Annotated in this window: 21 protein-coding genes and 1 pseudogene; 11 read left to right on the top strand and 11 right to left on the bottom strand. The window is 71.5% G+C overall.

Going from position 1 to position 23,409, the window contains the following annotated elements:
• Positions 1–104: 104 nt before the first annotated feature.
• From ACFWJO_RS32365 to ACFWJO_RS32355, 3 genes are all read left to right on the top strand, one after another.
• Positions 105–950 carry an RNA polymerase sigma factor SigF gene (locus ACFWJO_RS32365; protein WP_386870953.1) on the top strand — a complete coding sequence of 282 codons (846 nt, stop codon included), beginning with the start codon at positions 105–107 and terminating at the stop codon, positions 948–950.
• 235 nt (positions 951–1,185) lie between these two features.
• The gene (locus ACFWJO_RS32360; RefSeq protein ID WP_386870951.1) at positions 1,186–2,289 is read left to right on the top strand and encodes an RNA polymerase sigma factor SigF; all 1,104 of its coding nucleotides are present in this window, start codon (positions 1,186–1,188) and stop codon (positions 2,287–2,289) included.
• A gap of 93 nt (positions 2,290–2,382) precedes the next feature.
• Positions 2,383–3,192: a hypothetical protein gene (locus ACFWJO_RS32355; RefSeq protein ID WP_386870949.1), complete on the top strand. Its 810-nt coding sequence runs from the start codon at positions 2,383–2,385 to the stop codon at positions 3,190–3,192.
• Here the strand turns inward: ACFWJO_RS32355 and ACFWJO_RS32350 are convergent.
• From ACFWJO_RS32350 to ACFWJO_RS32340, 3 genes are all read right to left on the bottom strand, one after another.
• The gene (locus ACFWJO_RS32350) at positions 3,173–4,081 is read right to left on the bottom strand and encodes an alpha/beta fold hydrolase (RefSeq protein WP_386871008.1); all 909 of its coding nucleotides are present in this window, start codon (positions 4,079–4,081) and stop codon (positions 3,173–3,175) included. The two genes, ACFWJO_RS32355 and ACFWJO_RS32350, sit on opposite strands and share 20 nt — an antisense overlap.
• Positions 4,082–4,086: 5 nt before the next feature.
• Entirely contained in the window at positions 4,087–4,659 is a 573-nt protein-coding gene (locus tag ACFWJO_RS32345) for a TetR/AcrR family transcriptional regulator (protein WP_386871006.1), read from the bottom strand.
• A gap of 125 nt (positions 4,660–4,784) precedes the next feature.
• Positions 4,785–5,168 (bottom strand): hypothetical protein, encoded by a 384-nt coding sequence (locus tag ACFWJO_RS32340; protein ID WP_386870947.1) that lies wholly within the window; start codon positions 5,166–5,168, stop codon positions 4,785–4,787.
• A gap of 126 nt (positions 5,169–5,294) precedes the next feature.
• Here ACFWJO_RS32340 and ACFWJO_RS32335 point away from each other — a divergent pair, with 126 nt between their 5' ends.
• Both ACFWJO_RS32335 and ACFWJO_RS32330 read left to right on the top strand, forming a co-directional pair.
• Positions 5,295–6,245, top strand: a complete 951-nt coding sequence (locus ACFWJO_RS32335) for a Scr1 family TA system antitoxin-like transcriptional regulator (RefSeq protein WP_386870945.1) — start codon at positions 5,295–5,297, stop codon at positions 6,243–6,245.
• Positions 6,214–6,318 (top strand): annotated as a pseudogene (locus ACFWJO_RS32330) (DUF397 domain-containing protein); the annotation flags it as partial. The gene ACFWJO_RS32335 and the pseudogene ACFWJO_RS32330, both read left to right, overlap by 32 nt.
• Before the next feature lie 9 nt (positions 6,319–6,327).
• Here the strand turns inward: ACFWJO_RS32330 and ACFWJO_RS32325 are convergent.
• Positions 6,328–6,666, bottom strand: coding sequence for a DoxX family protein (locus ACFWJO_RS32325; protein ID WP_386870943.1), 339 nt, complete (start codon positions 6,664–6,666; stop codon positions 6,328–6,330).
• Positions 6,667–7,374: 708 nt separating this feature from the next.
• On the opposite strand from ACFWJO_RS32325, the gene ACFWJO_RS32320 reads away from it, so the two are divergent.
• The 4 genes from ACFWJO_RS32320 to ACFWJO_RS32305 all read left to right on the top strand — a co-directional run bounded on the left by ACFWJO_RS32320 (position 7,375) and on the right by ACFWJO_RS32305 (position 11,750).
• Positions 7,375–8,043 (top strand): DUF4097 family beta strand repeat-containing protein, encoded by a 669-nt coding sequence (locus tag ACFWJO_RS32320; protein ID WP_386870942.1) that lies wholly within the window; start codon positions 7,375–7,377, stop codon positions 8,041–8,043.
• 110 nt (positions 8,044–8,153) lie between these two features.
• The gene (locus tag ACFWJO_RS32315; RefSeq protein WP_386870940.1) at positions 8,154–9,380 is read left to right on the top strand and encodes a glycosyltransferase; all 1,227 of its coding nucleotides are present in this window, start codon (positions 8,154–8,156) and stop codon (positions 9,378–9,380) included.
• 697 nt (positions 9,381–10,077) lie between these two features.
• Positions 10,078–10,650, top strand: a complete 573-nt coding sequence (locus ACFWJO_RS32310; RefSeq protein WP_386870938.1) for a dihydrofolate reductase family protein — start codon at positions 10,078–10,080, stop codon at positions 10,648–10,650.
• A 338-nt stretch (positions 10,651–10,988) separates the two neighbouring features.
• Complete coding sequence (locus ACFWJO_RS32305; RefSeq protein ID WP_386870936.1) at positions 10,989–11,750, top strand: SDR family NAD(P)-dependent oxidoreductase; 762 nt, start codon at positions 10,989–10,991, stop codon at positions 11,748–11,750.
• A 146-nt stretch (positions 11,751–11,896) separates the two neighbouring features.
• Here the strand turns inward: ACFWJO_RS32305 and ACFWJO_RS32300 are convergent, their stop codons facing one another.
• Entirely contained in the window at positions 11,897–12,127 is a 231-nt protein-coding gene (locus tag ACFWJO_RS32300; protein WP_386870934.1) for a hypothetical protein, read from the bottom strand.
• Between the two features lie 283 nt (positions 12,128–12,410).
• On the opposite strand from ACFWJO_RS32300, the gene ACFWJO_RS32295 reads away from it, so the two are divergent.
• Both ACFWJO_RS32295 and ACFWJO_RS32290 read left to right on the top strand, forming a co-directional pair.
• Entirely contained in the window at positions 12,411–12,854 is a 444-nt protein-coding gene (locus ACFWJO_RS32295) for a MarR family winged helix-turn-helix transcriptional regulator (RefSeq protein WP_386870932.1), read from the top strand.
• Positions 12,855–12,947: 93 nt separating this feature from the next.
• Positions 12,948–14,534, top strand: coding sequence for an MDR family MFS transporter (locus tag ACFWJO_RS32290; protein ID WP_386870930.1), 1,587 nt, complete (start codon positions 12,948–12,950; stop codon positions 14,532–14,534).
• A 161-nt stretch (positions 14,535–14,695) separates the two neighbouring features.
• Here the strand turns inward: ACFWJO_RS32290 and ACFWJO_RS32285 are convergent, their stop codons facing one another.
• The 6 genes from ACFWJO_RS32285 to ACFWJO_RS32260 all read right to left on the bottom strand — a co-directional run bounded on the left by ACFWJO_RS32285 (position 14,696) and on the right by ACFWJO_RS32260 (position 23,198).
• Complete coding sequence (locus ACFWJO_RS32285) at positions 14,696–15,469, bottom strand: TetR/AcrR family transcriptional regulator (RefSeq protein ID WP_386870928.1); 774 nt, start codon at positions 15,467–15,469, stop codon at positions 14,696–14,698.
• 45 nt (positions 15,470–15,514) lie between these two features.
• Positions 15,515–17,050 (bottom strand): MFS transporter, encoded by a 1,536-nt coding sequence (locus tag ACFWJO_RS32280; protein ID WP_386870927.1) that lies wholly within the window; start codon positions 17,048–17,050, stop codon positions 15,515–15,517.
• A 152-nt stretch (positions 17,051–17,202) separates the two neighbouring features.
• Complete coding sequence (locus tag ACFWJO_RS32275; protein ID WP_386870925.1) at positions 17,203–19,398, bottom strand: ArnT family glycosyltransferase; 2,196 nt, start codon at positions 19,396–19,398, stop codon at positions 17,203–17,205.
• The gene (locus ACFWJO_RS32270; RefSeq protein WP_386870923.1) at positions 19,395–20,666 is read right to left on the bottom strand and encodes a glycosyltransferase; all 1,272 of its coding nucleotides are present in this window, start codon (positions 20,664–20,666) and stop codon (positions 19,395–19,397) included. Before ACFWJO_RS32270 ends, ACFWJO_RS32275 begins: the two co-directional genes overlap by 4 nt.
• A gap of 301 nt (positions 20,667–20,967) precedes the next feature.
• Positions 20,968–22,455 (bottom strand): sensor histidine kinase, encoded by a 1,488-nt coding sequence (locus ACFWJO_RS32265; RefSeq protein ID WP_386870921.1) that lies wholly within the window; start codon positions 22,453–22,455, stop codon positions 20,968–20,970.
• A 5-nt stretch (positions 22,456–22,460) separates the two neighbouring features.
• Positions 22,461–23,198 (bottom strand): response regulator transcription factor, encoded by a 738-nt coding sequence (locus tag ACFWJO_RS32260; RefSeq protein ID WP_386870919.1) that lies wholly within the window; start codon positions 23,196–23,198, stop codon positions 22,461–22,463.
• Between the last annotated feature and the right edge of the window lie 211 nt (positions 23,199–23,409).

Raw genomic sequence — 23,409 nt, 5'->3', positions numbered from 1 at the left:
GGTGCTTGCACACAGTGGACATGTCTTGTGATGCTATGACCGCTTTTGACGGATGAGTCGACCGAAGTTGACATGCGAAGTTGACCTGAAGGGGTGGCGTGAACGTGCCGGCCAGTACAGCGCCTCAAGTCCCGCCCCAGAACGAGGCCGGGGCCCCCGAGCCCCCTCGCCCCCGGCCCCAGAGCACCCGCGGCGCCGACACCCGCGCCCTCACCCAGGTGCTCTTCGGCCAGCTCAAGAACCTCGAACCGGGAACTCCCGAGCACCACCGCGTGCGCGGTGCGCTGATCGAGGCCAACCTGCCGCTCGTGCGGTATGCCGCCGCCCGTTTCCGCAGCCGCAACGAGCCGATGGAGGACGTGGTCCAGGTCGGCACCATCGGCCTGATCAACGCCATCGACCGCTTCGACCCCGACCGCGGCGTGCAGTTCCCCACCTTCGCCATGCCCACCGTGGTCGGCGAGATCAAGCGCTACTTCCGCGACAACGTCCGCACCGTGCACGTGCCCCGCCGCCTCCACGAGCTCTGGGTGCAGGTCAACGGCGCCACCGAGGACCTGACCACTGCGCACGGCCGCTCGCCCACCACCGCCGAGATCGCCGAGCGGCTGAAGATCGGCGAGGACGAGGTGCTGGCCTGCATCGAGGCCGGCCGTTCCTACCACGCCACTTCCCTGGAGGCGGCCCAGGAAGGCGACGGCCTGCCCGGTCTGCTCGACCGGCTCGGCTACGAGGATCCCGCGCTCGCCGGGGTCGAACACCGCGATCTCGTACGGCATCTGCTCGTCCAGCTGCCCGAGCGCGAACAGCGCATCCTGATGCTCCGCTACTACAGCAACCTGACCCAGTCTCAGATCAGCCAGGAGCTCGGGGTCTCGCAGATGCACGTGTCAAGGCTCCTCGCGCGGAGCTTCGCCCGATTGAGATCCGCAAACAGGATCGAGGCGTAACCGAAACGGGTAGACCGTTTCCAGGCGGTCTTACGGCCCCTCAAATGCCGTACACCCCTTGTTTCCTGCGGATATGCACGCTCCCCATGTCGACAAGTCACTACAGCGTGTTGCCGACATGTGACATTCTGCAGGAACCGCGTTTGCCGCAGCCCCGCCTCCGGTATTCAGGTGGAGGCTGCGTTCCTCAGATGGTCGTGGCCGCCACGACCGTCCGCGACCTCAAGGGGGTGGCATGTCCGCAGAACAGGGCAGCTCGAAGGTGCTCACGCTCACGCCCATGCAGACGCCCGTGCCCACGCAGACGCCCGTGCCCGCGCAGACGACGGCGCCGACCGCCGCGGACACCGCCGCCACGGACCTCGGCGTTGCGGACCTCGGTGTCACCGGCCTCGGCGTTGCCGACCTCGGTGTCACGGACCTCGCCGTCACGGACCTCGACGCTGCGAACCTCGGCGCCGCGAACCTCGGCGCTGCGGACACCACCGCCGCGGACTCCACCGTCACGGACGCCGCCGGCGGCGTGGAGGCGCTCCCCGCGCCGCCGGTCGTCACGCCCGAGGCCCTCGACACCCGCACTCTCTCCCGCTCCCTGTTCCTGCGCCTGCGCGCCTTGGACGAGGAGGGCGCGGCCGCGGACAGCCCCGAGCGGACCTACGTCCGCGACACCCTCATCGAGCTCAACCTCCCGCTCGTGCGCTACGCGGCGGCCCGCTTCCGCTCCCGCAACGAGCCGATGGAGGACATCGTCCAGGTCGGCACCATCGGCCTGATCAAGGCGATCGACCGCTTCGACTGCGAACGCGGCGTGGAATTCCCGACGTTCGCGATGCCGACGGTCGTCGGCGAGATCAAGCGCTTCTTCCGCGACACCTCGTGGTCGGTGCGCGTCCCGCGCCGCCTCCAGGAACTCCGGCTCGCCCTCACCAAGGCCAGCGACGAGCTCTCGCAGAAGCTCGACCGCTCGCCGACCGTGCCCGAACTCGCCGCGGTGCTCGGGGTGTCGGAGGAGGACGTGGTCGACGGCCTCGCCGTCGGCAACGCGTACACCGCCTCCTCGCTCGACTCCCCGTCCCCCGAGGACGACGGCGGCGAGGGCTCCCTCGCCGACCGCCTCGGCTACGAGGACACGGCCCTGGAGGGTGTCGAGTACCGCGAGTCGCTCAAGCCGCTGCTCGCCAAACTCCCTCCGCGCGAGCGCCAGATCATCATGCTCCGCTTCTTCGCGAACATGACCCAGTCGCAGATCGGCGAGGAGGTCGGCATCTCCCAGATGCACGTCTCCCGACTGCTGACCCGCACGCTGGCGCAGCTGCGGGAGGGCCTGATCGCGGACTGATCGCGGACTGAGCGGACCTGGACACAGCATCCAGCACGGGGAATTGCGCTGTTCTACTTCCTCGCTGACGGCTCGTCAGCCACACTGGCGCCCATGTCCAAGTGCCAGTGGCGAAGGAAGCGACGCCCTGGACTCGTGGCGGTCGCGCTCTGCCTCGGCGGGGCGCTGACCGCGTGCGGATCGGGCGACGACGGCGACGGATACGCGGCGGTCGGCGCCGGCTCCTCACCGAAGGGCGCGATGCCGCCGTCCGGCTCGGTCACCCTGGTCCCGCTGGACCCGCAGGACGGGAAGGGCGGGGCCGACGGGGCCGACGGGGCGAAATCCACGGACCCGGGACTCACGTCGAGCACGTCTCGCCCGTCACCGAGACCGGAATCGGAGCCGGGACCGGGACCGGGCGAGCCAGGCCCCGGCGGTACGTCTCCGAGCGGTACGGCCACGGCGCCGCCCCCGGTCGCGGGCGGCACCGCCCCACCCCACACCCCCGGGGCTCCGAGCGGTACGGCCCCGGCACCGGGCAGGCCCGCGCCCACGACGACCGCGCCGCCGCCCTCACAGACCACCCCGGCCCCGACCACGAACCCGCCGGCGACGCCCGCCACGCTCACCCTTTCCGCGCCCGTGCTCACGGACACCGACAAACGCTGGTGCGAGAACGTCACCGTCACCTTCCGCAACACCGGTGGCACGGCCGCCCGTTCGGGCACGGTCAGCTTCGCGACGCACGTCATCGGCGCACTCGGCATCGACTGGGGCACCTTCACGTCCTCCCAGCCGCTGCCCGCCCCGATCGCGGCCGGGACGGCCCGGACGCAGACGTACACGGTCTGTGTGGAGTCCTGGCGGGTGCCGATCGGCATGCGCGTGGACACGCAGAAGGTCAGCGCCTCGTGGCAGTGAGGTCAGCGGGGCGGGTGGCGGTGAGCGTGCCCAGCAGCTCCTCGGCGAACTCCTCCGGGTGCTCGACGCAGCCCACGTGCCCACCGGGGAACGCGACCGTCGGCGCCCCGGTCAGCTCCGCGAGCCGCCGAGCCGGCCCGACCAGCGCCTCCTGATCGCCCGTTTCGCGGCCGACGCCCAGGACCAGCTTCCCGGCGGCGGCGCGCAGCCCGTCGAGGTCGGGCGCGGAGGAGGAGAAGGGGCACAGGACGTGCTCCAGGAACACGGGCATGTTGGCCGTCATGCGGTCGGCCATGTGCCGGATGGAAGGCGGCAGTTCGGCGTCGTGTCGTTGCCCGTCCTGTCGCGGCGGCTTGCGGCCGTCCGGCGTCTCGGCGAATCGTGCCATCGCCGCGCCGAGCCCCTGCGTGCGCAGGAGCTCGCGCACCTCGGCGAAGTGGTCTCGGTACGGGGCCGGGTCGGCGAGCAGCTCGACCAGGGGCGGCTCGTGGGCGACCACCCGGCGCACCCGGCCGGGGTGGCGGGCGAGCAGGGCGAGCGCGACGATGCCGCCGGAGCTGCCGCCGAAGACGTACGCGGGCTCGCCGCCCGGGGAGACCGCGTCGAGGACGGCGAGGGCGTCGTCGGCCCACTCGGCCACGGACTGGTCGGCGCGCGCGGTGACCTCGCTCCCGGTGTGAGACAGGGGGCTGCGGGACAGGGGACTGCGGGACAGGCCGCGCTGGTCGTACGAGACCACGGTGTACCCGGCGGCCGCGAGCCGGTCCGCCATCCCCTCGTACATTCCGGCATCGCCCGCGCCGCCGGGTATGAGCAGGAGGACGGGACCGCTGCCGCGCGTCTCGTAGCGGAGGGTGGCGCCGGGAACGGCGAGGCTGCCGATGTTCATGACACTCACGAGGGGTTCCCCCAGGTCTCCAGGGTGGTGTGGAGGGCGTCGAGCGAACGCGCCCAGGACTCGGCGACGGGGCGGGTGTGCTGGAAGCCGCCGCTCTGCTCGATGTGGATGTAGCCGTGGAAGGTCGCGCGGAGCAGGCGCCCGGCGTCGGTGAGGTCGGGCTCGCCGAGCCCGTAGCCGCGGAGCATGCCGTAGGTCAGCTCGACGGCACGGAGGAGGACGGTGCTGTCGGTGACCTCGGCCGGCTCGATGCGCTGCTGGGTGGCCGCGTAGCGGCCGGGGTGGGCGAGCGCGTAGTCGCGGTACGCGTCGGCGAAGGCGACGAGCGCGTCCTTGCCGGAGCGGCCGGCGACGGCTGCGCCGATGGCGTCGTTCATCTCGGAGGACGCGAGCAGCGCGAGCCGGACCCGTAGGTCGCGGAGGTTCCTGATGTGCGAGTAGAGGCTCGCGTCCTTCACGCCGAAGCGGCGGGCGAGCGCGGAGACGGTGACGTTGTCGAGCCCGTCCTCGTCGGCGAGCTCGGCGGCGGCCTGGACGAGGAGATCGGGGGTGATGCCGGCACGGCGCACCATATGCGGGACTCCTTCCTAGGGGTACTAGTTTTCAAACTAATACCCCTAGGAAGCGGAGCGCATCCGGAATTACGGTGCGCGTGCGGAGTTGCGGTGCGCACGCGGGACTTGAGGGCGGCCCGTCACTCAGGGTGACCCGCCCGGAGGTGCCTGCGCAGAAGGACGTTCGCGTCGGTCTCGGCGCTCCAGTCGAACCGGGCGCGGGCGGCGGCACGGGCGTCGGCGAGTGCGCCGCACTGCACGCAGTCCGGGACGGGAGCGGGCGGGCGTTGCAGCTCGTACGCCGCGTTGGCGCGCTCGTTGACGGCCCGGACCCCGGCGGTGATGCGCTCGTCCCGCGTGGCCGGCCGCAACCGCTCCGGATCCGCCTGCCACTCCCGCCCGCCGCCGACGGGCCGCAGCATGGCGTACGGCCCGGCCTGCCCGCGGTACTCGCCGACCTTCCGCGCCGCGAGGTCGAACAGGTAGTCCCCGCATCCCGGTCCCGTACCCGAGCACCCTGCCATTGCGCCGTTCCTCTCGTACCTCACCCGTTCGGGCGATTACTCTGTGTGGTTCCAGCGTTGCTCAATGGAGAGGGCGGCCACAACGCTGCTCGCGTGCCAAGGGCTGTTGTCACGAGGGGGGTTGCAGTGATCAAGAGGAGCGCGACGGGAAGCGAGGCCGCCGCGACGACGGCGGAGGTGTTCGGAGAACTCCTCCGCCATTACCGGGAGTCAGCGGGGCTGACTCAGGAGGCGCTGGCGCGTCTGATCCCGTGCGACCGCTCGCAGGTGGCCCGGGTGGAGGCGGCAAAGCGGGTGCCGACGGACGCGTTCGCGAAGGCGTGCGACGAAATCCTGGAGACGGGTGGGGTGTTACTCCGGCTGTGGGGGCGGATCGACTGGTATCCGGAGGTGCAGCACCCGGACTGGTTCGAACGCAGGGCGGAGATGGACGCGAAGGCCACCGAGATCCGTGCGTACCAGATCCAGGTGGTGCCCGGGCTCTTGCAGACCCCTGCCTACGCACAGTCCTTGTACGCACAACGCCTTGAGGACGCCGAGGAGGTGGAAGAGCGAGTCCGCGCCCGACTGAGCCGCCAGCAGCGCTTTCTCACGGCGGGCGGACCGGCGTACATCGCCGTGCTCGACGAGAGCTGTCTCCGCAACATGGTCGGAGACGCCGACGTCATGCGCGAGCAGTGCGCCCATCTGCTGAAGGTGGCCCAACTGCCCAACATCCGAGTGCAGGTGGCACCGTTCAGCCAACCCGGAATCGACCGCCCGGACGCATCGATGTCACTGATCCTGCTGCCTGACGGGCACCAATGGGTGTACTCGGAATCACTCGACAGCGGCCACTTCAGCGATGATCCGGCCATCTTCGCGCGGCACAGCCAAACCTATGATGTGCTGAGGGCTGACTGCCTGTCGGGCCGCGAGTCCGCCGTTCTGATCAGCGACATGATGGAAAGGTACGGGCACCATGCAGAGGCACGATCTGACTGCGGCGACCTGGATCAAGAGCAGCTACAGCGGGGCCAACGGCGGCGACTGCCTCGAAGTCGCCCTCGGATTCCCCGGCCTCGTCCCCGTACGTGACAGCAAGGCCCCGGAGGGCCCTGCCGTCGTCTTCGAGCGTGCTGCCTGGGACACCTTCGTCCACAGCCTGTGAATAGGGCCCTCACACCAGGGCGAGGACGGCGACGGCCGGGGCCATGTAGATCAGCGGGAACGGGACGTGCGCGTACGAGCGGGCGCGGATCACGGTGAGGACGGCGCCGGCGAAGTAGAGGACGAGTCCGATCGCGGCGGCGATGCCGATCGCCGGGACGGCGTAGCCGACCAGGAGCCCGACCGCTCCGGCCAGCTTGGCGGCGCCGAGCCAGTTCCACCAGGAACGGGGAACGCCGTACTCGGCAAGCGGCTCGACGACGAACTTGGCGCGGGCGAAGATCGACGCCCCCGAGAACCCGGCCATGAACGCGGCGACGGCGGTGACGACGGTGGCGGTGGTGGACATCTCGGGCTCCTCGCTCGGACGGCGGCGGGCGTTTCCCGCTCGCTCACTGCACTGACACCGCGCTCGATGTACGTGTGACAGGTCCGGCGACTTTTTTCTGCGGCCGGTACGGGTGGCGGGTCTCTGAGGCCGTACGGGCGGGCGTTGCGGGTGGGCTTCTGGTGCGGCCGCCCTTGATCCGAGTGTGGCCCCCTCCACCACCGCCTCAAGGGCGCTCCCTTCGGTCGCGTCGCTTCGCGATGGCCTTTGGCCACCCTTGACCCGGCGGCTCCGGGAGCCTGTTCACACTCGGAGGGCGGCCGGGGGCCCGGCCACGCGAACCGGCCCGGGTAGCCCGCCGCGCCGTGGGCGGCGCGCGGGCCGGTGGGGTGGGGGCTGGGTTTGTGGCCGGGGCGGGTGGGGCCGTTTCGGGCTCCGGCTCGGGGTGCGCGGCAGTGGAATGGGGTGCCCATTGCGGGCTTAGCGGCTGTCGGCCGTCGTCCGGCCAGGGTTCATGCCCCGCTGGTCACTCCCGGTGGGCAGAGCGTTCACCTTCAACTCATTGCAATGCAAGGGTTGAAGCGTTGCATTAGATCTCAGGGCTGTTGCAACAATTTCCTTAGGCTGGCTTGCAATTATGGGAGTTGGCGGCATGAAGGGTGTTGCTGGATCCTTGAACGCAACGTAGCTTTTCCGTTGTAAGAAACAACGGATCGCTAGGAGAACGTGATGCAGAAGTTCGACACCCCCGCCCCCGTCTCGGCGCTCGTCAACGTCCCCGCCGGGCGCGTTCGGTTCATCGCGGGCGACCGGGTCGACACCACCGTGGAGGTCCGGCCCGCGAACGCCTCCGACAGTCGCGACGTGAAGGCGGCCGGGCAGACCGAGGTCAGCTACGACGGCGAGGTCCTGCGCATCGAGCTGCCCGCCTCGAAGAACCGGATGCTCGGCAACTCCGGTTCGATCGAGGTCGTCGTCCAGCTGCCCGCCGGCTCCCGCGTCGACGCGAAGACCGCCGCCGGCGAGTTCCACGGCGTTGGACGCCTCGGCGACGTCACCTTCGAAGGGGCCGCCGGCACCGTCAGGCTCGACGAGACCGCGAGTGCCCGGCTCACCCTCCAGGCCGGCGACATCGTCGTCGGACGCCTCGGCGGGTCCGCCGAGATCACCACCCAGAAGGGCGACCTCCGCATCGACGAGGCCATGGGCGGCACCGTCACCCTGCGCACCGAACACGGCGGGATCACGGTCGTCGCCGCCCAGGGCGTCTCCGCCTCCCTCGACGCCGGCACCGGCTACGGCCGCATCCACAACGCACTGAAGAACACCGACGGCACCCCGGGCCTGACCATCCACGCCACCACGACCTACGGCGACATCACCGCCCGCAGCCTCTGACCGCCTCCCGCCCTCTTCAACGTACAGCGCTTGGGGGGCCTTGCCACAAGAGACCGGTTCTGACGCAAAATCAACAACTGTTGCTGGAAAGAACGAAGGGGGAAACCGTCATGCGAGTGGTGCTGTCGTCCTACGGATCACGCGGGGACGTCGAACCGATGGCGGCGCTGGCCATCGCGCTGCGCGGGCTCGGGGCCGAGGTGCGGGTGTGTGCGCCCGAGGACGCGGAGTTCGCCGAGCGACTGGCCGGGGTCGGCGTGGAGTTCGTGCCCGTACGCCTCTCGATCCGCGCCCTGGTGGCGGAGACGCAGGCCGGTGTGCCGATCTCCATGACGGAGCGCGTGACCATGGTCGCCGCCGCAAAGTACGAGGCGGTGACCATGGCTGCCGACGGCGCGGACACGGTGCTGGCGACCGGACTGTTCCCGGCCGTGGCCGGGGCCCGCTCGGCGGCCGAGAAGCTGGGGCTGCGGTTCGCGTACGTCTCGTACTTCCCCGGCATGCTGCCGTCGCCGCACCACCCGCCGTACCCGCTGCCCGGCCGCCCGCTCCCCGAGGGCGTGACCGACAACCGCACGCTGTGGGACCTGGACGTCGAGGGCCAGAACGCGGTCTACGGCCCGGGACTCACCGCCTTCCGGGAGACGATCGGGCTGCCGCCCCTGGCGAGCGTGCGCGACTACGCGATCACCGGCCGGCCACTGCTGGCCGCCGACCCGGTGCTCGGCCCGTGGCAGGAACCCGCCGACCTCGACGTCGTACAGACCGGCGTCTGGACCCAGCCGGACGACCGCCCGCTCCCCGCCGACATCGAGGCCTTCCTGCAGACCGGGGAAGCACCGGTCTACGTGGGGTTCGGGAGCATGTCCATGCACAGCTCCCCCGACACCGCCAGGGTCGCCATCGAGGCGGTCCGGGCGCAGGGCCGCCGCGTGCTCGTCTCCCGGGGATGGGCGGACCTGGACCTGATCGACGACCAGGACGACTGCATGGCCGTGGGCGAGGCCAACCACCAGGCCCTCTTCCCGCGCGTGGCCGCCGTCGTCCACCACGGCGGGGCGGGCACGACCACGACGGCCGCCCGGGCCGGTGTCCCCCAGGTGCTGATCCCCCAGATGGTGGACCAGCCGTACTGGGCGAGCAGGGTCGCCGCCCTCGGCATCGGCGCCGCCCACGACGGCCCGGTCCCGACCTTCGACTCCCTCTCGACCGCCCTGACAACCGCCCTCGCCCCGCAAACCGTGGCCGCTGCCCGCGAGTTGGCGGCCGCGATCCGCACGGACGGGGCGGAGAAGACCGCGAAGCTGCTCCTCGACGGCTTCGGCGAACAGGCCTGAGACACCTGCCGGGCACGGGCCGAGCAAACCCGGTCCGCGAGGACCCTAGGACACCTCAGACGTCACATCAGTCCTCCTCCGTCACAAGGCGGCCCTCGACCTCCAGGTTTGCTCGCGCCCGTCCCCGACCACCCACCATCCACCCACCGGGAGTGACCAGCGGGGCATGAACCCCGGCCGGACGACGGCCGACAGCCGCTAAGCCGTGGATTGAGCACCCCATTCCACGCCCGCGCACCCCGAACCGAGCGAAACGGCCCCACCCGCCCCCGCCACGAACCGAGCCCCACCCCACCGGGGAGCACATGCCCCCCCGACCGAAGCGATACCCGGCCCCCCACCCACGCAGCCGCCATCCGCCTACGGCGGGAATGGCTACCCGAAGCGGCTCGCGTGGCCGGGCCCCCCGGCCGCCCTCCGAGTGTGAACAGGCTCCCGGAGCCGCCGGGTCAAGGGTGGAGCGAAGCGGAATCGCGAAGCGACGCGACCGAAGGGAGCGCCCTTGAGGCGGTGGTGGAGGGGGCCACACTCGGAACAAGGGCGGCCGCACCAGAAGCCCACCCGAAACGCCCACCCGTACGGCCTCAGAAACCCGCCACCCAAGACCGATGAGTTCCCACGTGGCCTCCAGTCAGTACCTATGACTAACAACGACACACCTCACACGACACACAACACACGACACCGAGGATCCAAGATGCGCACCCTGATCACCTCCGCCTTCATCTCGCTCGACGGCGTCGTGGAGGCCCCCGGCGGCGAGCCCGGCTACCGCAACTCCGGCTGGACCTTCAAGCACACCGAGTTCCTGCCCGAGTCCTTCGAGATCAAGGGGCGCGAGCAGAAGGAGGCCGCGGCCATGCTGCTGGGCCGGGTCAGCTACGAGGCCTTCAGCCCCGTGTGGCCGGACATGGAGGACTTCGCCGACTACAAGGTGATGCCGAAGTACGTCGTCTCCACGACCCTCGCCGAGGACGACCTGGTGTCGAACTGGGGCGAGACCACGATCCTGCGCTCGCTCGACGAGGTCGCCGCGCTGAAGGAGACCGAGGGCGGCCCGATCATCGTCCACGGCAGCGCGTCCCTGAACCAGGCCCTGTCGGACGCCGGCCTGATCGACCGCTACCACCTGCTGGTCTTCCCGCTCCTGCTCGGCGCGGGCAAGCGGCTCTTCAGCACCACGGACAAGGACGTCCAGAAGCTGAAGCTGGTCGAGCACGAGGTCTACGCGAACGGTCTGCAGAAGCAGGTCTTCGACGTCGTCCGCTAGGACTCGTCCACTAGGACTCGTCCGCTAAGACCCGTCCACTAGGACTCGTCAGGCCTGTCTACGCCGGATGGCCGCCGGGCACCCGCTCCCGGCTTGAAGGAGGAGGGCGGCGGCTCAATAGTGATGTGTGAGCAGGCCAGGCATGCGCTCAGCACCGCACGGTGCCGCGCCGCGCAACTCCCTGAGAGCCGCGCAACTCCGCGAGGGCCGCGCCACTCCCTGAGAGCCGCGCCGCTCCGTGAGACACGAGGCCGGAAAGGGCGCGGCCCGTGACCTGAGCCGACGAGCGGCGCGTCCGGACGCGTCCTTCCTGCCGGCACCCGACTGTGAGGGATGAGATGGACGACAGGCTCCAGCCGAAGGTCGCCCTGGTGACCGGAGGCACCACGGGAATCGGGCTCGCCACGGCACGTCGGCTGCTGGCCGAGGGCTGCAGCGTCATGATGGCGTCCAGGAACCGGGAGCGGGGCGAGAACGTCGTGGCCGATCTCGACAGCGCGAGGGTCGCGTTCCACCGGCTGGACGTGACCGACGAGTCATCGGTCGAGTCGTCCGTGGAAGCCACTGTCCGTCGCTTCGGCCGTCTGGACTACCTCTTCAACAACGCCGGGATCGAGGGCACTGCGGGGCCGATGGCCGCGTGGTCCGCCGACGTCGTCGCGGCGGTGCTGGACGTGAACGTCAAAGGCGCGTTCCTGTGCATGAAACACGCCGCGCCCCGCATGGTCGCCGGGTCGGTGATCGTCAACGGCAGCTCCTGGCTCGGGATGATCCCCATGCCCGCCGCCGCACCCTACGCGGCCAGCAAGGCCGCCCTGCTGAGCCTGACCCGTTCGGCGGCCGCCGAACTCGCCGAGCGGGGCATCTCGGTCTTCGCCACCTGCCCGGCAGTCGTCGACACCCCCATGATGGACCGCATCTCCCAGATGGCGGGCGCCCCCAAGTCGGCCCTCGCCGAGGGCGTCTGCCCGAGCCGGCAAGTCACCTCGCCCGACAGGGTGGCGGAGGTCGTGGCCGGCCTCCTGACATCGGAGACGCCCTTCGAAAGCGGATCCGCGCTGCGCATCGACCCGAACGAGGTCGAGCGGGTAGGGCCGTGACCCGGCACGTCGCGGGCCACCCTCCTACGAGAGGGCGGCCCACGACGTACTCACGTGCCGTACCCACGCGCCGTGCCTGCGCGCCGTACTACGCGCCCTGCCTGCGTGACGTACTTACGGGACGAATCTGCGTGACGTAACCCCGGTCAGCCCAGCGCGAGCCAGGCGACACCCGCGAGGACGGCGATCGCGACGACGATGCCCACGATCAGGCCGACGCGGGGGCCGGAGGACGCGGCGACGGCCTGTTGCGGCTGTCGCTGCGGGGTGCCCTCGTCGACGAAGGCGCGGAACATCTGGGTGCTGCCGGCGGGGTCGTAGGAGCCCTCGGGGCCCTGGGCGCCCTGGCCGTACGGTGCTTGGGGATTGTGTGCCATGGCCCGGACCCTAGCGAAGACGGGGTTGCCGCCCCAAGCCCTGGTCATCTCCCCTGCCCGGGACCTGCACGAACCCACCATCACCCCCTCCTCCGGCGCCGTCTCAGCGCCGTCTCAGCGCCGGCTCAGCGCCGTCTCCGGCGCTTCCCGAGCCCCTTTGCCGATTCTTTAGCGCGCTTTGACCGATTTAGTTTGCCTGAAGCAACCATCCATCTCTATGGTTGCTCTAAGCAACAAGATGTGCGGAAGCTCGAAGCTCGATGGAGACGCGATGGAGAGGGCGATGGAGACGCTGAGCCGGTACGAGGAGCTCGCCCGGGCGGTGAGCGCCATCGGCGCCGTGAAGCGCGGCCTCGCCCGCGCCCTGCCCGCCCACTGCCAGGGCGGCGCGGCGGCGGTCCTCGCCCTCGTCAAGCACCACGGCGACATGCGGATGAGCCGGCTGGCGGAACTGATGGCGGTCGACATGTCCGTGTGCAGCCGCCATGTGGCGCACACCGTGGAGCGCGGCTGGATCGAGCGACTGCCCGACCCGGACGACAAGCGCTCCCGGATCCTGCGCCTCACCGACGAGGGCTACGCGATGCTCGGCGAGCTCGACCGCCGGGTCACCGAGGCCTTCACCCGCCACCTCGCGGAGTGGTCCGACGAAGACGTCGCTCTGCTCACCGGCCTGCTCTCCCGTCTCCGCGACTCCTTCGGGGACTGCCGGGCCCACCACGCCTGACCGACGTCGCTCAGACGCCACCACGGCGCCGCTCGGACCACGCCGGACGACGCCCCTCCCCCAGCCGCCCCAGCCGCCACGCAAAGGAAACTCATGGCTACGACCGCACCTGCCACGGGTGCACGGGAAGCCCGGACCGACACCTCCGGCGCCGCCCCGATGACGCACCGGCAGATCATGGAGGCGCTGTCCGGGCTCCTGCTCGGCATGTTCGTCGCCATCCTGTCCTCGACGATCGTCTCCAACGCGCTCCCGCAGATCATCACCGACCTCGGCGGCGGCCAGTCCGCCTACACCTGGGTCGTCACCGCCGCCCTCCTGTCGATGACGGCGACCACGCCGCTCTGGGGCAAGCTCGCCGACCTCTTCTCCAAGAAGCTGCTCGTCCAGATAGCCCTGGTCATCTACGTCGCCGGCTCGGTCGTCGCCGGTCTCTCCCAGAACACCGGCATGCTCATCGCCTGCCGCGTCGTCCAGGGCATCGGCGTCGGCGGTCTGACCGCCCTCTCCCAGATCATCCTGGCCGCCATGATCGCCCCGCGTGAGCGCGGCCGGTACAGCGGCTACCTCGGCGCCGTCTTCGCCGTCGCCACCGTCGGCGGCCCGCTGCTCGGCGGCGTCATCACCGACACCGAGTGGCTCGGCTGGCGCTGGTGCTTCTACGTCGGCGTGCCCTTCGCGGTCATCGCGCTGCTCGTCCTCCAGAAGACCCTCAAGCTCCCGGTCGTGAAGCGCGAGGTCAAGGTCGACTGGGCCGGCGCCTTCTTCATCAGCGCCGCCGTCTCGCTGCTCCTCATCTGGGTCACCTTCGCCGGCGACAAGTACGACTGGATGTCCTGGCAGACCGCCGTCATGGTCGGTGGTTCGGTCGTGCTCGGCGCGGTCTTCGTCCTCGTCGAGTCCAGGGCCTCCGAGCCGATCATCCCGCTGCGCCTCTTCCGCAACCGCACGATCACGCTCGCCTCGACGGCCTCGCTCTTCGTGGGTGTCGCGATGTTCGCCGGCACGGTGTTCTTCAGCCAGTACTTCCAGCTGGCCCGCAACGAGTCGCCGACCATGTCCGGCGTCCTCACGATCCCGATGATCGGCGGACTGTTCGTCTCCTCGACCGTCTCCGGCATGATCATCACCAAGACCGGCCGCTGGAAGGCCTGGCTGATCAGCGGCGGCGCGCTCGCCACGGCGGGCCTCGGCCTGCTCGGCACCCTCCGCTACGACACCGAGTACTGGCACATCGCCCTGTTCATGGCGGTCCTCGGCCTCGGCCTCGGCATGATGATGCAGAACCTGGTCCTGTGCACCCAGAACCAGGTCGCGCCCTCGGACCTCGGCGCCGCCTCCTCCGTCGTCACCTTCTTCCGCTCCCTCGGCGGTGCGATCGGTGTCTCGGCGCTCGGCGCGGTCATGGCCCACCGGGTCACCGACTACGTCAAGGACGGCATGGCCGAGCTCGGCCCGAAGGCCGCGGCGGCCATGGGCCAGGGCGGCGGCGGTGGCGGCATCCCGGACATGGACAAGCTGCCCGCTCCGATCCGCACGGTGATGGAGAGCGCGTACGGGCACGGCGTCGGCGACGTGTTCCTCTACTCGGCGCCGTTCGCGCTGCTCGCCTTCCTGGTGACGCTGTTCATCAAGGAGGTCGCGCTGAAGAGCAGCACGGTGGTCACCGACGAGAAGTGAGAAGACTCCCGGCCGCGCTTCGAGCGGAGGCGCGGCCGGGTCGGGTACGGAGCGGCGGGCAGGGGACGGCCCGCCGCTCCGTCACGTCCGGCCCCGCCTGCCCGACCGTGGGCCCCGCCTGCCCGACCGTGGGCTCCGCCTACCCGGCCGTCCGGCCCCGCCTACCCGGCCGTGCGGCTCCGCTCGACCATGACCTCGATGCCGGCGATCAGGACCTCCAGGGCGTACGCGAAGTCGCGGTCCCAGATGGCGCTGACGCTGCCGTGGGAGGCGCGCTCGTCGAGGATCTCCGCCATCGGTTCGAGCACCTCCACGAACTGCGGATCGTCGCGGAAGGCCTTCACCGACTCGCCGTAGAAGTCGTCCTGCGACATCCCGGCCTCGTCCGCACGGCGCTGGAACTGGGACTCGATCGTCCCGTAGCCGTAGACGAACTGGAAGACGGCCGACATCGCGCTCGGCTGGCGGTCGATCGGCAGCCCGCTGTCCCGGACCGCCTCCTGGATCTTGGCGCCGACGGCGATCGCGTTCGGCCCGATGTTGAGGTACTGGCCGGCGCAGGGCGACATCCACGGGTGGCGCACCAGCATCAGGCGATAGGCCAGGGCGAGCAGCTTGATCCGGCCCTGCCAGTCGTCGGCGGAGTCGATCTCGGCGAGGTCGATCTCCCCGTAGCAGGTGTCGATGGCGTACTCGATGATGTCGTCCTTGGTGTCCACGTACCAGTACAGGGACATCGCGGTGACGTTCAGCTCGGTGGCGAGCTTGCGCATGGAGAGCTTGGCCAGGCCCTCCTCGTCCAGCATCCGGATGGAGGCGGCGACGATCCGCTCCCGGTCGAGTCCGGCCGGGCCGCCGCCGCTGCGGGCGGCCCGGTGCTCGAGCCAGACGCTGGAACCCGCCGGGTTCTTGGCCCGGTCGGCTGCCTTGACCATCGCGCGCTCCATCCTGGTCCCCGCCGTCAGTGATCCGTGACCATGCTAGGCAGCCACGGCGTGCTGTTCGGCAGCGCCCGCGCCCTTGGTCTCGGCCCGCTCGGCCCGCTTCAGCAGGGCCGCGGCGAGCAGACCGCCGGCGAAGACGGCGATCGCGCCGACCAGCTGGCTGGTCTGGAGGCCGGTGGCGTAGGCGTCGGCGATCTGTCCGCGCTCGGCGTCGCTGCCGGCCGCGGCCAGGGCGGCCGGGAGCGAGGTGGCGGTGACGGTGACGAGGGCGGCGAAGCGGGCGTTGAGGACGGCGCCGAGGACGGCGACGCCGAGGCCGTTGCCGAACTCGGCGAGGGTGCCGTTGACGCCCGCGCCGACACCGGCCTTCTCCGGCGGGATGGCGCTCATGATCGCGTTGGCCATGGCCGGGTTGGAGACGGCGAGGCCGACGCCCATCAGGACCAGGCCCAGGAGCATGCCCCAGTACGTGCCGTCCGCGCCGCCACCGATCACGGCGATGGACGTGAGACCACCCGCGACCAGGGTCATGCCGACGGCCACCGTGACGGGGGTGCCGAGCTTCATGACGATGCGCGGGCCCACGCCGGTGAGGTTGAGGGCGACGACGGTCAGGGCGAGCGGCGCCATCCGCAGACCGGCCTCCAGCGGCTCGTAACCGAGGACGAACTGCAGGTGCTGGGTGAGCAGGAAGAGCGAGCCGCCCATGCCGAACATCACCAGGATGGCGCCGGCGACGGCGCCGACGAACTTCTGGTTGCGGAAGAAGTGCATGTCGAGCATCGGGTACGGGACGCGCAGCTCCCAGAGCGCGAACGCGGCCAGGACGGCCACGCCGATCGCGGCCGGGACGAGCACCTCGACGGAGGTCCAGCCGTGCTCGGGACCGGTGATGATCGCGTACACGGCGGAGGTCATGCCGATGGTGGAGAGCAGCGCGCCGACCAGGTCGGGGCGTTCGCCCAGCGGGTTCTTGGACTCGGGGACCAGCTTGAGGACCGCGACGAGGCCGATCACGGCCACCGGGATGTTGATGAGGAAGATCATTCCCCACCAGAAGTGGTTGAGGATGGCGCCGCCGATCAGCGGTCCGGCGGCGAAGCCGAGCGAGCCGACGGTGGCCCACAGGGCGATCGCCTTGACCCGCTCCGAGTCGTCGAAGATCTGCATGACGACGGCGAGGGTCGTGGTCATCAGGAGCGCGCCGCCGATGCCCATGCCCGCGCGGGCGGCGATCAGCTGCCCGGTGGAGTCGGCGAGTCCGGCGGTGAGCGAGCCGAGGCCGAACAGCGCGAGACCGATGGCCAGCATCTTCTTGCGGCCGTAGCGGTCGGCGGCGTTGCCCGCGGTGAGCAGCAGACCGGACTGCACGAGCGAGTAGGCGTTGATCATCCACTGGATGTCGCTGGTGGAGGCGTGGAGCTCGGTGGTCAGCGAGGGGATCGCGACGCTGAGCACGGTGTTGTCGAGCAGCACGGTGAGCTGAGCGAGGCAGATGACGCCGAGGATCAGCCAGCGCTGCGGGTGGCCGCCGGTCGCGGCCGGTTCGTTCGCGGCGGTCGACGCCGTCATGGGAACTCCTTATACGGTGTACGAGGCTTGGACTCGTACACCGTATAAGACTCTCTTGTACGCTGTATAGCGATATTTTCCGGCCGACTGTTTCCAGCTGCTCCCGACTGCGCTCCCGACTGCTCCAGGTCGCTCCCGACTGCTCCAGCTCCTTACTTCGTGCTGGTCAGGGGGCGGGTCAGGTCGTAGAAGGTGGCGTTGCCGACGGTGACCTTCTGGAAGGTCTCCTCGACCCAGGACGAGATGTCCGCGCCGTGGCCGCCCGCGCCGAAGCCTCCGCCGGAGGCGATGAAGTAGTGGATCTTCCCTTCGGCGACGTACTGCTTGAACTGCGCGAGGGTCGGCGACGGGTCGCTGCCGTTGAAGCCGCCGATGGCCATCACGGGCTTCTCGGTGGCGAGCTGGTAGCTGGCGGCGTTCTGCGAGCCGATCGCGGCGGCGACCCAGGTGTAGTCGTCGGCGTCGGCGAGCAGCTTCTCCCTGGCCTCGGTACCGACGTCCGCGCCGTTGAGGAGCCCGCCCATGCCGCCGGGTCCGTTGGCCTGGCCCTCACGGGCCGCACCGGGAGCCTGGCCGGCCTGGCCGGCCTGGCCACCCTGGCCGTCCGGAGCCGGTCCGCCCGGCGCCTGACCACCCGGCCCGCCCGGACCACCCGGGAACTGGCCCTGGCCGCCCGGAGCCTGACCCTGGCCCTGACCCTGACCCTGGCCGTCCGGCCCGTACACGAAGAACATCCGGCCGTTGCCCGGGCCGCCGCGCATGCCGCCCGGCCCCGCCATGCCCGCCGGGCCGGCCGTCACGATCGAGCCCTGGTGGCCGTCGGCCAGCGTCGCCAGGGTGTACGCGAAGGGGCCCGCGAGTCCCGCCGCGAGGCCCAGGCCCGCCGCCGCGAGGCCCAGGCGGCGGTCGGTACGGCCCGCGAGCAGCAGCCCGAGCGCCGCCGCGCCGCCGGCCACGAGCACCGTCCAGCGCAGCCACGGCAGCCAGTCCGGCGTACGGCCGAGCAGCATCCAGCCCCACACCGCCGTCACCGCGACCGTCACCGCGAGCGCCGCCGAGGCCGTGAACCGGCCCCGCTCCTCCCACAGCACCGCCGCGCCCATGCCGATCAGAGCGGCGACGTACGGGGCCATCGCCACCGTGTAGTACTCGTGGAAGATGCCGGCCATGAAGCTGAAGACGGCCGTCGTCAGGAGCAGCGAACCGCCCCACACCAGGAACGCCGAGCGCGCCGTGTCGGTGCGCGCGGCCCGCCAGGTCACCACGAGACCGGCGACGAGGAGGATCAGCGCGGCGGGCAGCAGCCAGGAGATCTGGCCGCCGACCTGCTCGTTGAACATCCGCCCGAGGCCCGTCTCGCCCCAGCCGCCACCGCCGCCGGCCCCGCCGCCGGGTCCGCCGCCGGCCCGGGTGGGCAGCTCCATGCCGGCCGGCAGGTTCTCGGTGATCCTGCCGCCGGCGCCGCCCGACCCGCCGCGGCCACCGCCGCCGACGCTGCCGACCTCGTTGCCGTTGAGCCTGCCCAGACCGTTGTAGCCGAAGGTCAGCTCCAGGAAGCTGTTGTTCTGCGAGCCTCCGACGTACGGGCGGGAGGACTTCGGCCACAGCTCGACCAGGGCCACCCACCAGCCCGCCGACACCAGCAGCGCGAGCCCGCCCAGGCTTAGCCGGCCGAGCCGGCGCCCGAACCCGCCCGGCGCGCACACCACGTACACCAGCGCCAGTACCGGCAGGATCAGGAAGGCCTGCAGCGTCTTGGCGAGGAACGCGAAACCGAGCGCCACGCCCGCCCACACCAGCCACTTCGCCGCGCCCCGGTCCAGCTCCAGGGCACGCAGCACGCAGTACACGGCCACCGTCATGAGCAGCGCGAGCAGCGCGTCCGGGTTGTTGAAGCGGAACATCAGCGCGGCCACCGGAGTCAGCGCCAGGACCGCGCCCGCGATCAGGCCGGCGCCCGCACCGAAGCGGCGGCGGACGGCCGCGTACAGGACGGCGACCGTCGCCACGCCCATCAGCACCTCGGGCACGAGGATCTGCCACGAGCCGAGACCGAAGAGCCGCACCGACAGGGCCATCGGCCACAGCGCGGCCGGCGGCTTGTCGACCGTGATGGCGTTCGCCGCGTCGAGCGAACCGAAGAAGAAGGCCTTCCAGCTCTGGCTGCCGGCCTGGACGGCCGCGGAGTAGAAGGAGTTGGCGTAGCCGCTCGCGCTCAGGTTCCAGAGGTAGAGGGCGGCGGTGGCGAGCAGCAGGCCGTGGAACGCGGGCCGCACCCACGGCGCGTCCTCGGGCCGCCCGCGCCACAGGCGGTGGAGCGGGGTGGGTGAACGGTGGTCGGTGGTCATCGGGTCCACGTCCTGGTCGGGTTCGGGGAACGGTCCGGGAAGACCCAGAGCCGGAAGAGGAGGAAGCGCACGACGGTCGCGGCGAGATTGGCGACGATCAGCACGGCGAGCTCGGTGGAGTGCGCCGGATCGCCGCTCGCGGCCTCGAGCGCGGCGAGCGAACCGCTGGTCAGGGCCAGGCCGATGCCGAAGACGACGAGGCCCTGCGCCTGGTGGCGGGCGGCCCGCTCCCGGCCCCGTACGCCGAAGGTGAGCCGGCGGTTGGCGGCCGTGTTGGCGACGGCGGAGACCAGGAGGGCGGCGGCGTTGGCGAGCTGGGCACCGACGCCGAGCCGGAAGAGCGAGTACAGCGCGAGGTAGAAGAGGGTGGACAGGGCGCCGACCACGCAGAAGCCGACCAGCTGACGCGCCAGCCCGCCCGGCACGCCCGGCAGTTCGCGGTCGCGCGGGTCGTCGCCGAACGGCCGGGCGAGCCGGTCGAGCGGCAGCGAGCCGGTCGCGAGCGCCCGCCCCACCCGCCACACGCCCTTCAGGTCCTCGGTGGCGGTACGGACGATGTGCACCGTCGAGTCGGGGTCGTCGACCCAGTCGACCGGCACCTCGTGGATCCGCAGCCCGGCCCGCTCCGCGAGCACCAGCATCTCGGTGTCGAAGAACCAGCCCGAGTCCTCGACCATCGGCAGCAGCCGCTCCGCGACCTCCCGCCGGATCGCCTTGAACCCGCACTGGGCGTCCGAGAACCGGGCGGCGAGCGAGCCGCGCAGGATCAGGTTGTAGGCGCGGGATATGAACTCCCGCTTGGGGCCGCGCACCACGCGCGAGGAGCGGGCGAGCCGCGAGCCGATCGCCAGGTCGGAGTGACCCGAGATGAGCGGCGCGACGAGCGGCAGCAGCGCGTTGAGGTCGGTGGACAGGTCCACGTCCATGTACGCGAGGACCGGCGCGTCCGACGCCGACCACACCGTCCGCAGCGCCCGGCCCCGGCCCTTCTGCTCGAGCCGCACGCTGCGGACGGTGTCTGGCAGACGGGCGGCGAGCGCGCGGGCCACGTGCGGGGTGGCGTCGGTGGAGGCGTTGTCCGCGACGGTGATGCGGAAGGCGTACGGGAAGGTGCGGTGAAGGTGCTCGTGGAGCCGCAGCACGCACGGCTCCAGGTCCTTCTCCTCGTTGTGGACGGGGATCACCACGTCGAGGACGGGCCGGCCGGCCGCGCCCACGGGCAGGTGCTCCCGGGAGGGAAGCGTTTCGGCGCTCGGTGACGTTCGCATGTCCCCGACACTCGCCGGGCCCGCTGTCACGGCCGTGTGGTGAGCCTGTGGCCGGCCTGTGAGTCAGCACGGACGGGGCGACAGCACCGGCAGGATGACGGCGCCGGCAGGGCGACAGCACCGGCAGGACGTCAGCGCCGGCAGGGCGACAGCACCGGCAGGGCGACAGCACCAGCAGGATGACGGCACCGACAGAACGTCAGCGCCGACAGGGCGACAGGGCCGCCAGGGCGGCAGCACCGACCGGCCGTCGGCGCCGACAGGGCGACAGCACCGCCAGGACGTCAGCGCCGACCGGCCGTCAGCGCCGGCGTGGCAGACGCACGGCGAACAGCGTCCGCCCGGGGCGGCTGTCGACGGTCACCTCGCCGCCGTGGGCGAGGGTGACGGCGCGGACGATGGCGAGCCCGAGGCCGGTGCTGCCGGCCTGCCGGGACCTGGAGGCGTCGCCGCGCGCGAACCGCTCGAAGACCGAGGGCAGCAACTCGCCCGGAATGCCGGGCCCGTCGTCCTCGACCTCGACGACCGCGTGACCCGGCTCCGTACGGACGCGGGCGGTGACGGTCGTGCCGGGCGGGGTGTGCGTGCGGGCGTTGCCGAGCAGGTTGACCAGCACCTGGTGCAGCCGGGCGCCGTCGGCCGGCACCTTCACCGCCGCCTCGCCGTCGGGGAGTTCGAGGCGCCAGCGGTGCTCGGGCCCGGCGGCACGGGCGTCGGAGACCGCGTCCACGACGAGCAGTGAGAGATCGGTGCTCTCGTACGAGAGCGGCCGTCCGGTGTCGAGCCGGGCGAGCAGCAGCAGGTCCTCCACCAGGCCCGTCATCCGGGTCGCCTCGGACTCGATGCGCCCGAGGGCGTGCCGGGTGTCGGGCCCGCACTCCTCCCGGCCGCGCCGGGTCAGCTCCGCGTACCCGCGGATCGAGGCGAGCGGCGTGCGCAGCTCGTGGCTCGCGTCGGCGACGAACTGCCGCACGCGCGTCTCGCTGCGCTGGCGTGCGTCCAGTGCCGAATGGACGTGGTCCAGCATCCGGTTGATGGCCGCGCCGACCTGCCCCACCTCGGTGCGCGGATCGGCCTGCGCCTCCGGCACCCGGTGGTCGAGCGCCACCTCGCCGCTGTGCAGGGGCAGTCGGGCCACCTGGGCCGCGGTCACGGCGACCCTGCGCAGGGGCCGCAGGGCGACCCGTACGAGCACGGTCCCTGCGAGCGAGGCGGCGACGAGCCCGGCGCCGGTGACGCTCAGCTCGACGACGACGAGGGTGGAGAGGGCGTCCTGGACCTCGGTCAGCGGAATGCCGATGAGGTAGTCGCCGTTCTTGCCGGACGCGTACTGCACCCGGTAGTCACCGAGGCCGCCGGGCAGCGACACGGTGTACGGATCACCGTCGCGCGGGACGGCGGCGAGGGCGGCGCTCTGGGCGTCGTCGAGCTTGATCGACCGGTACCGCGGCCCGTACACGCCGTCCTCCGGCGGCACGGAGCGGTCCGCCGCCGTCACCTCCCCGTCCACCAGCCGCGCGCCGACCGTCCCCAGCGGCGCGCCGGGCCCGATGACGAAGCCCAGGGGCGTGTCGAAGCCGCCCGGCGAGGGCTCGACCGAGTCGGGCGGCGGCCCCGCGGCCCGGTTGGCGACCTCCTGCAGGCGGGTGTCCGCCTGGTCGTACAGATACGACCGGAACGCGATCGTCGTCACCGTGCCGATGACCGCGCAGACGACGGCGATCAGCGCGACGGCGGAGACGACGAGCCGGGTCCGCAGCGACCAGGGCGCCCGTGGGCGGACGCGCACGCCGGCTACTCCCCCGGCTTGATCAGATAGCCCGCCCCGCGCCGGGTGTGGATCATCGGGCTGCGCCCGGCGTCGATCTTCCGGCGCAGGTAGGAGATGTAGAGCTCGACGACGTTGGCCTGGCCGCCGAAGTCGTACGACCACACCCGGTCCAGGATCTGCGCCTTGCTGAGCACCCGGCGCGGGTTGCGCATGAGGAAGCGCAGCAGCTCGAACTCGGTGGCGGTGAGATGGATCGACTCGCCGCCCCGGGTCACCTCGTGGCTGTCCTCGTCCAGGGTGAGGTCCCCGACGGTGAGCAGCGACTCGGCGCGCGCCTGCGCGGCCCCGGACCGGCGGATCAGCCCGCGCAGCCGGGCCACCACCTCCTCCAGGCTGAACGGTTTGGTGACGTAGTCGTCGCCGCCCGCGGTGAGCCCGGCGATCCGGTCCTCGACCGCGTCCTTCGCGGTCAGGAACAGCACCGGCACCTCGGGCAGCTCGCGCCGCAGCCGCCCGAGGACGGCGAGCCCGTCCATGTCGGGCAGCATCATGTCGAGCACGACGGCATCGGGCCGGAACTCCCGCGCCCGCTTCAGGGCCCCGGCCCCGTCGCCCGCACTGTGCACCTGCCAGCCCTCGTAGCGCAGGGCCATCGACAGCAGCTCGGCGAGCGAGGCCTCGTCGTCGACGACGAGGACGCGGACGGCACTGCCGTCGGGCCGGAGCAGATCGGTACGCGAACGGGAGGTGGTCGCAGTCATGCGGATACGGTCGCGGGGGAGCGTGAGACCCGGCTTGGGCTTTTCTGTGAATTCGCTGAGAAAGAGCGGGGGCGGGGAGGCGCGGTCGTCGCGGGGGCGGCTGGGGCCGGGGGCCGGCCGGGGCCGGGGGCGGTCGGGACCGGGGGTGGTCGTCGCGGGGGCGGGGGCGGCCGGGGCCGAGGGCCGGCCGGGGCCGAGGGCGGTCGGGGCC

Origin of the sequence: Streptomyces sp. NPDC127092 (assembly GCF_042722475.1) — a bacterium.
GTDB lineage: Bacteria > Actinomycetota > Actinomycetes > Streptomycetales > Streptomycetaceae > Streptomyces.
Note: the sequence above shows the minus strand (reverse complement) of the source record. Positions and strands in the feature narration are given on the sequence as shown.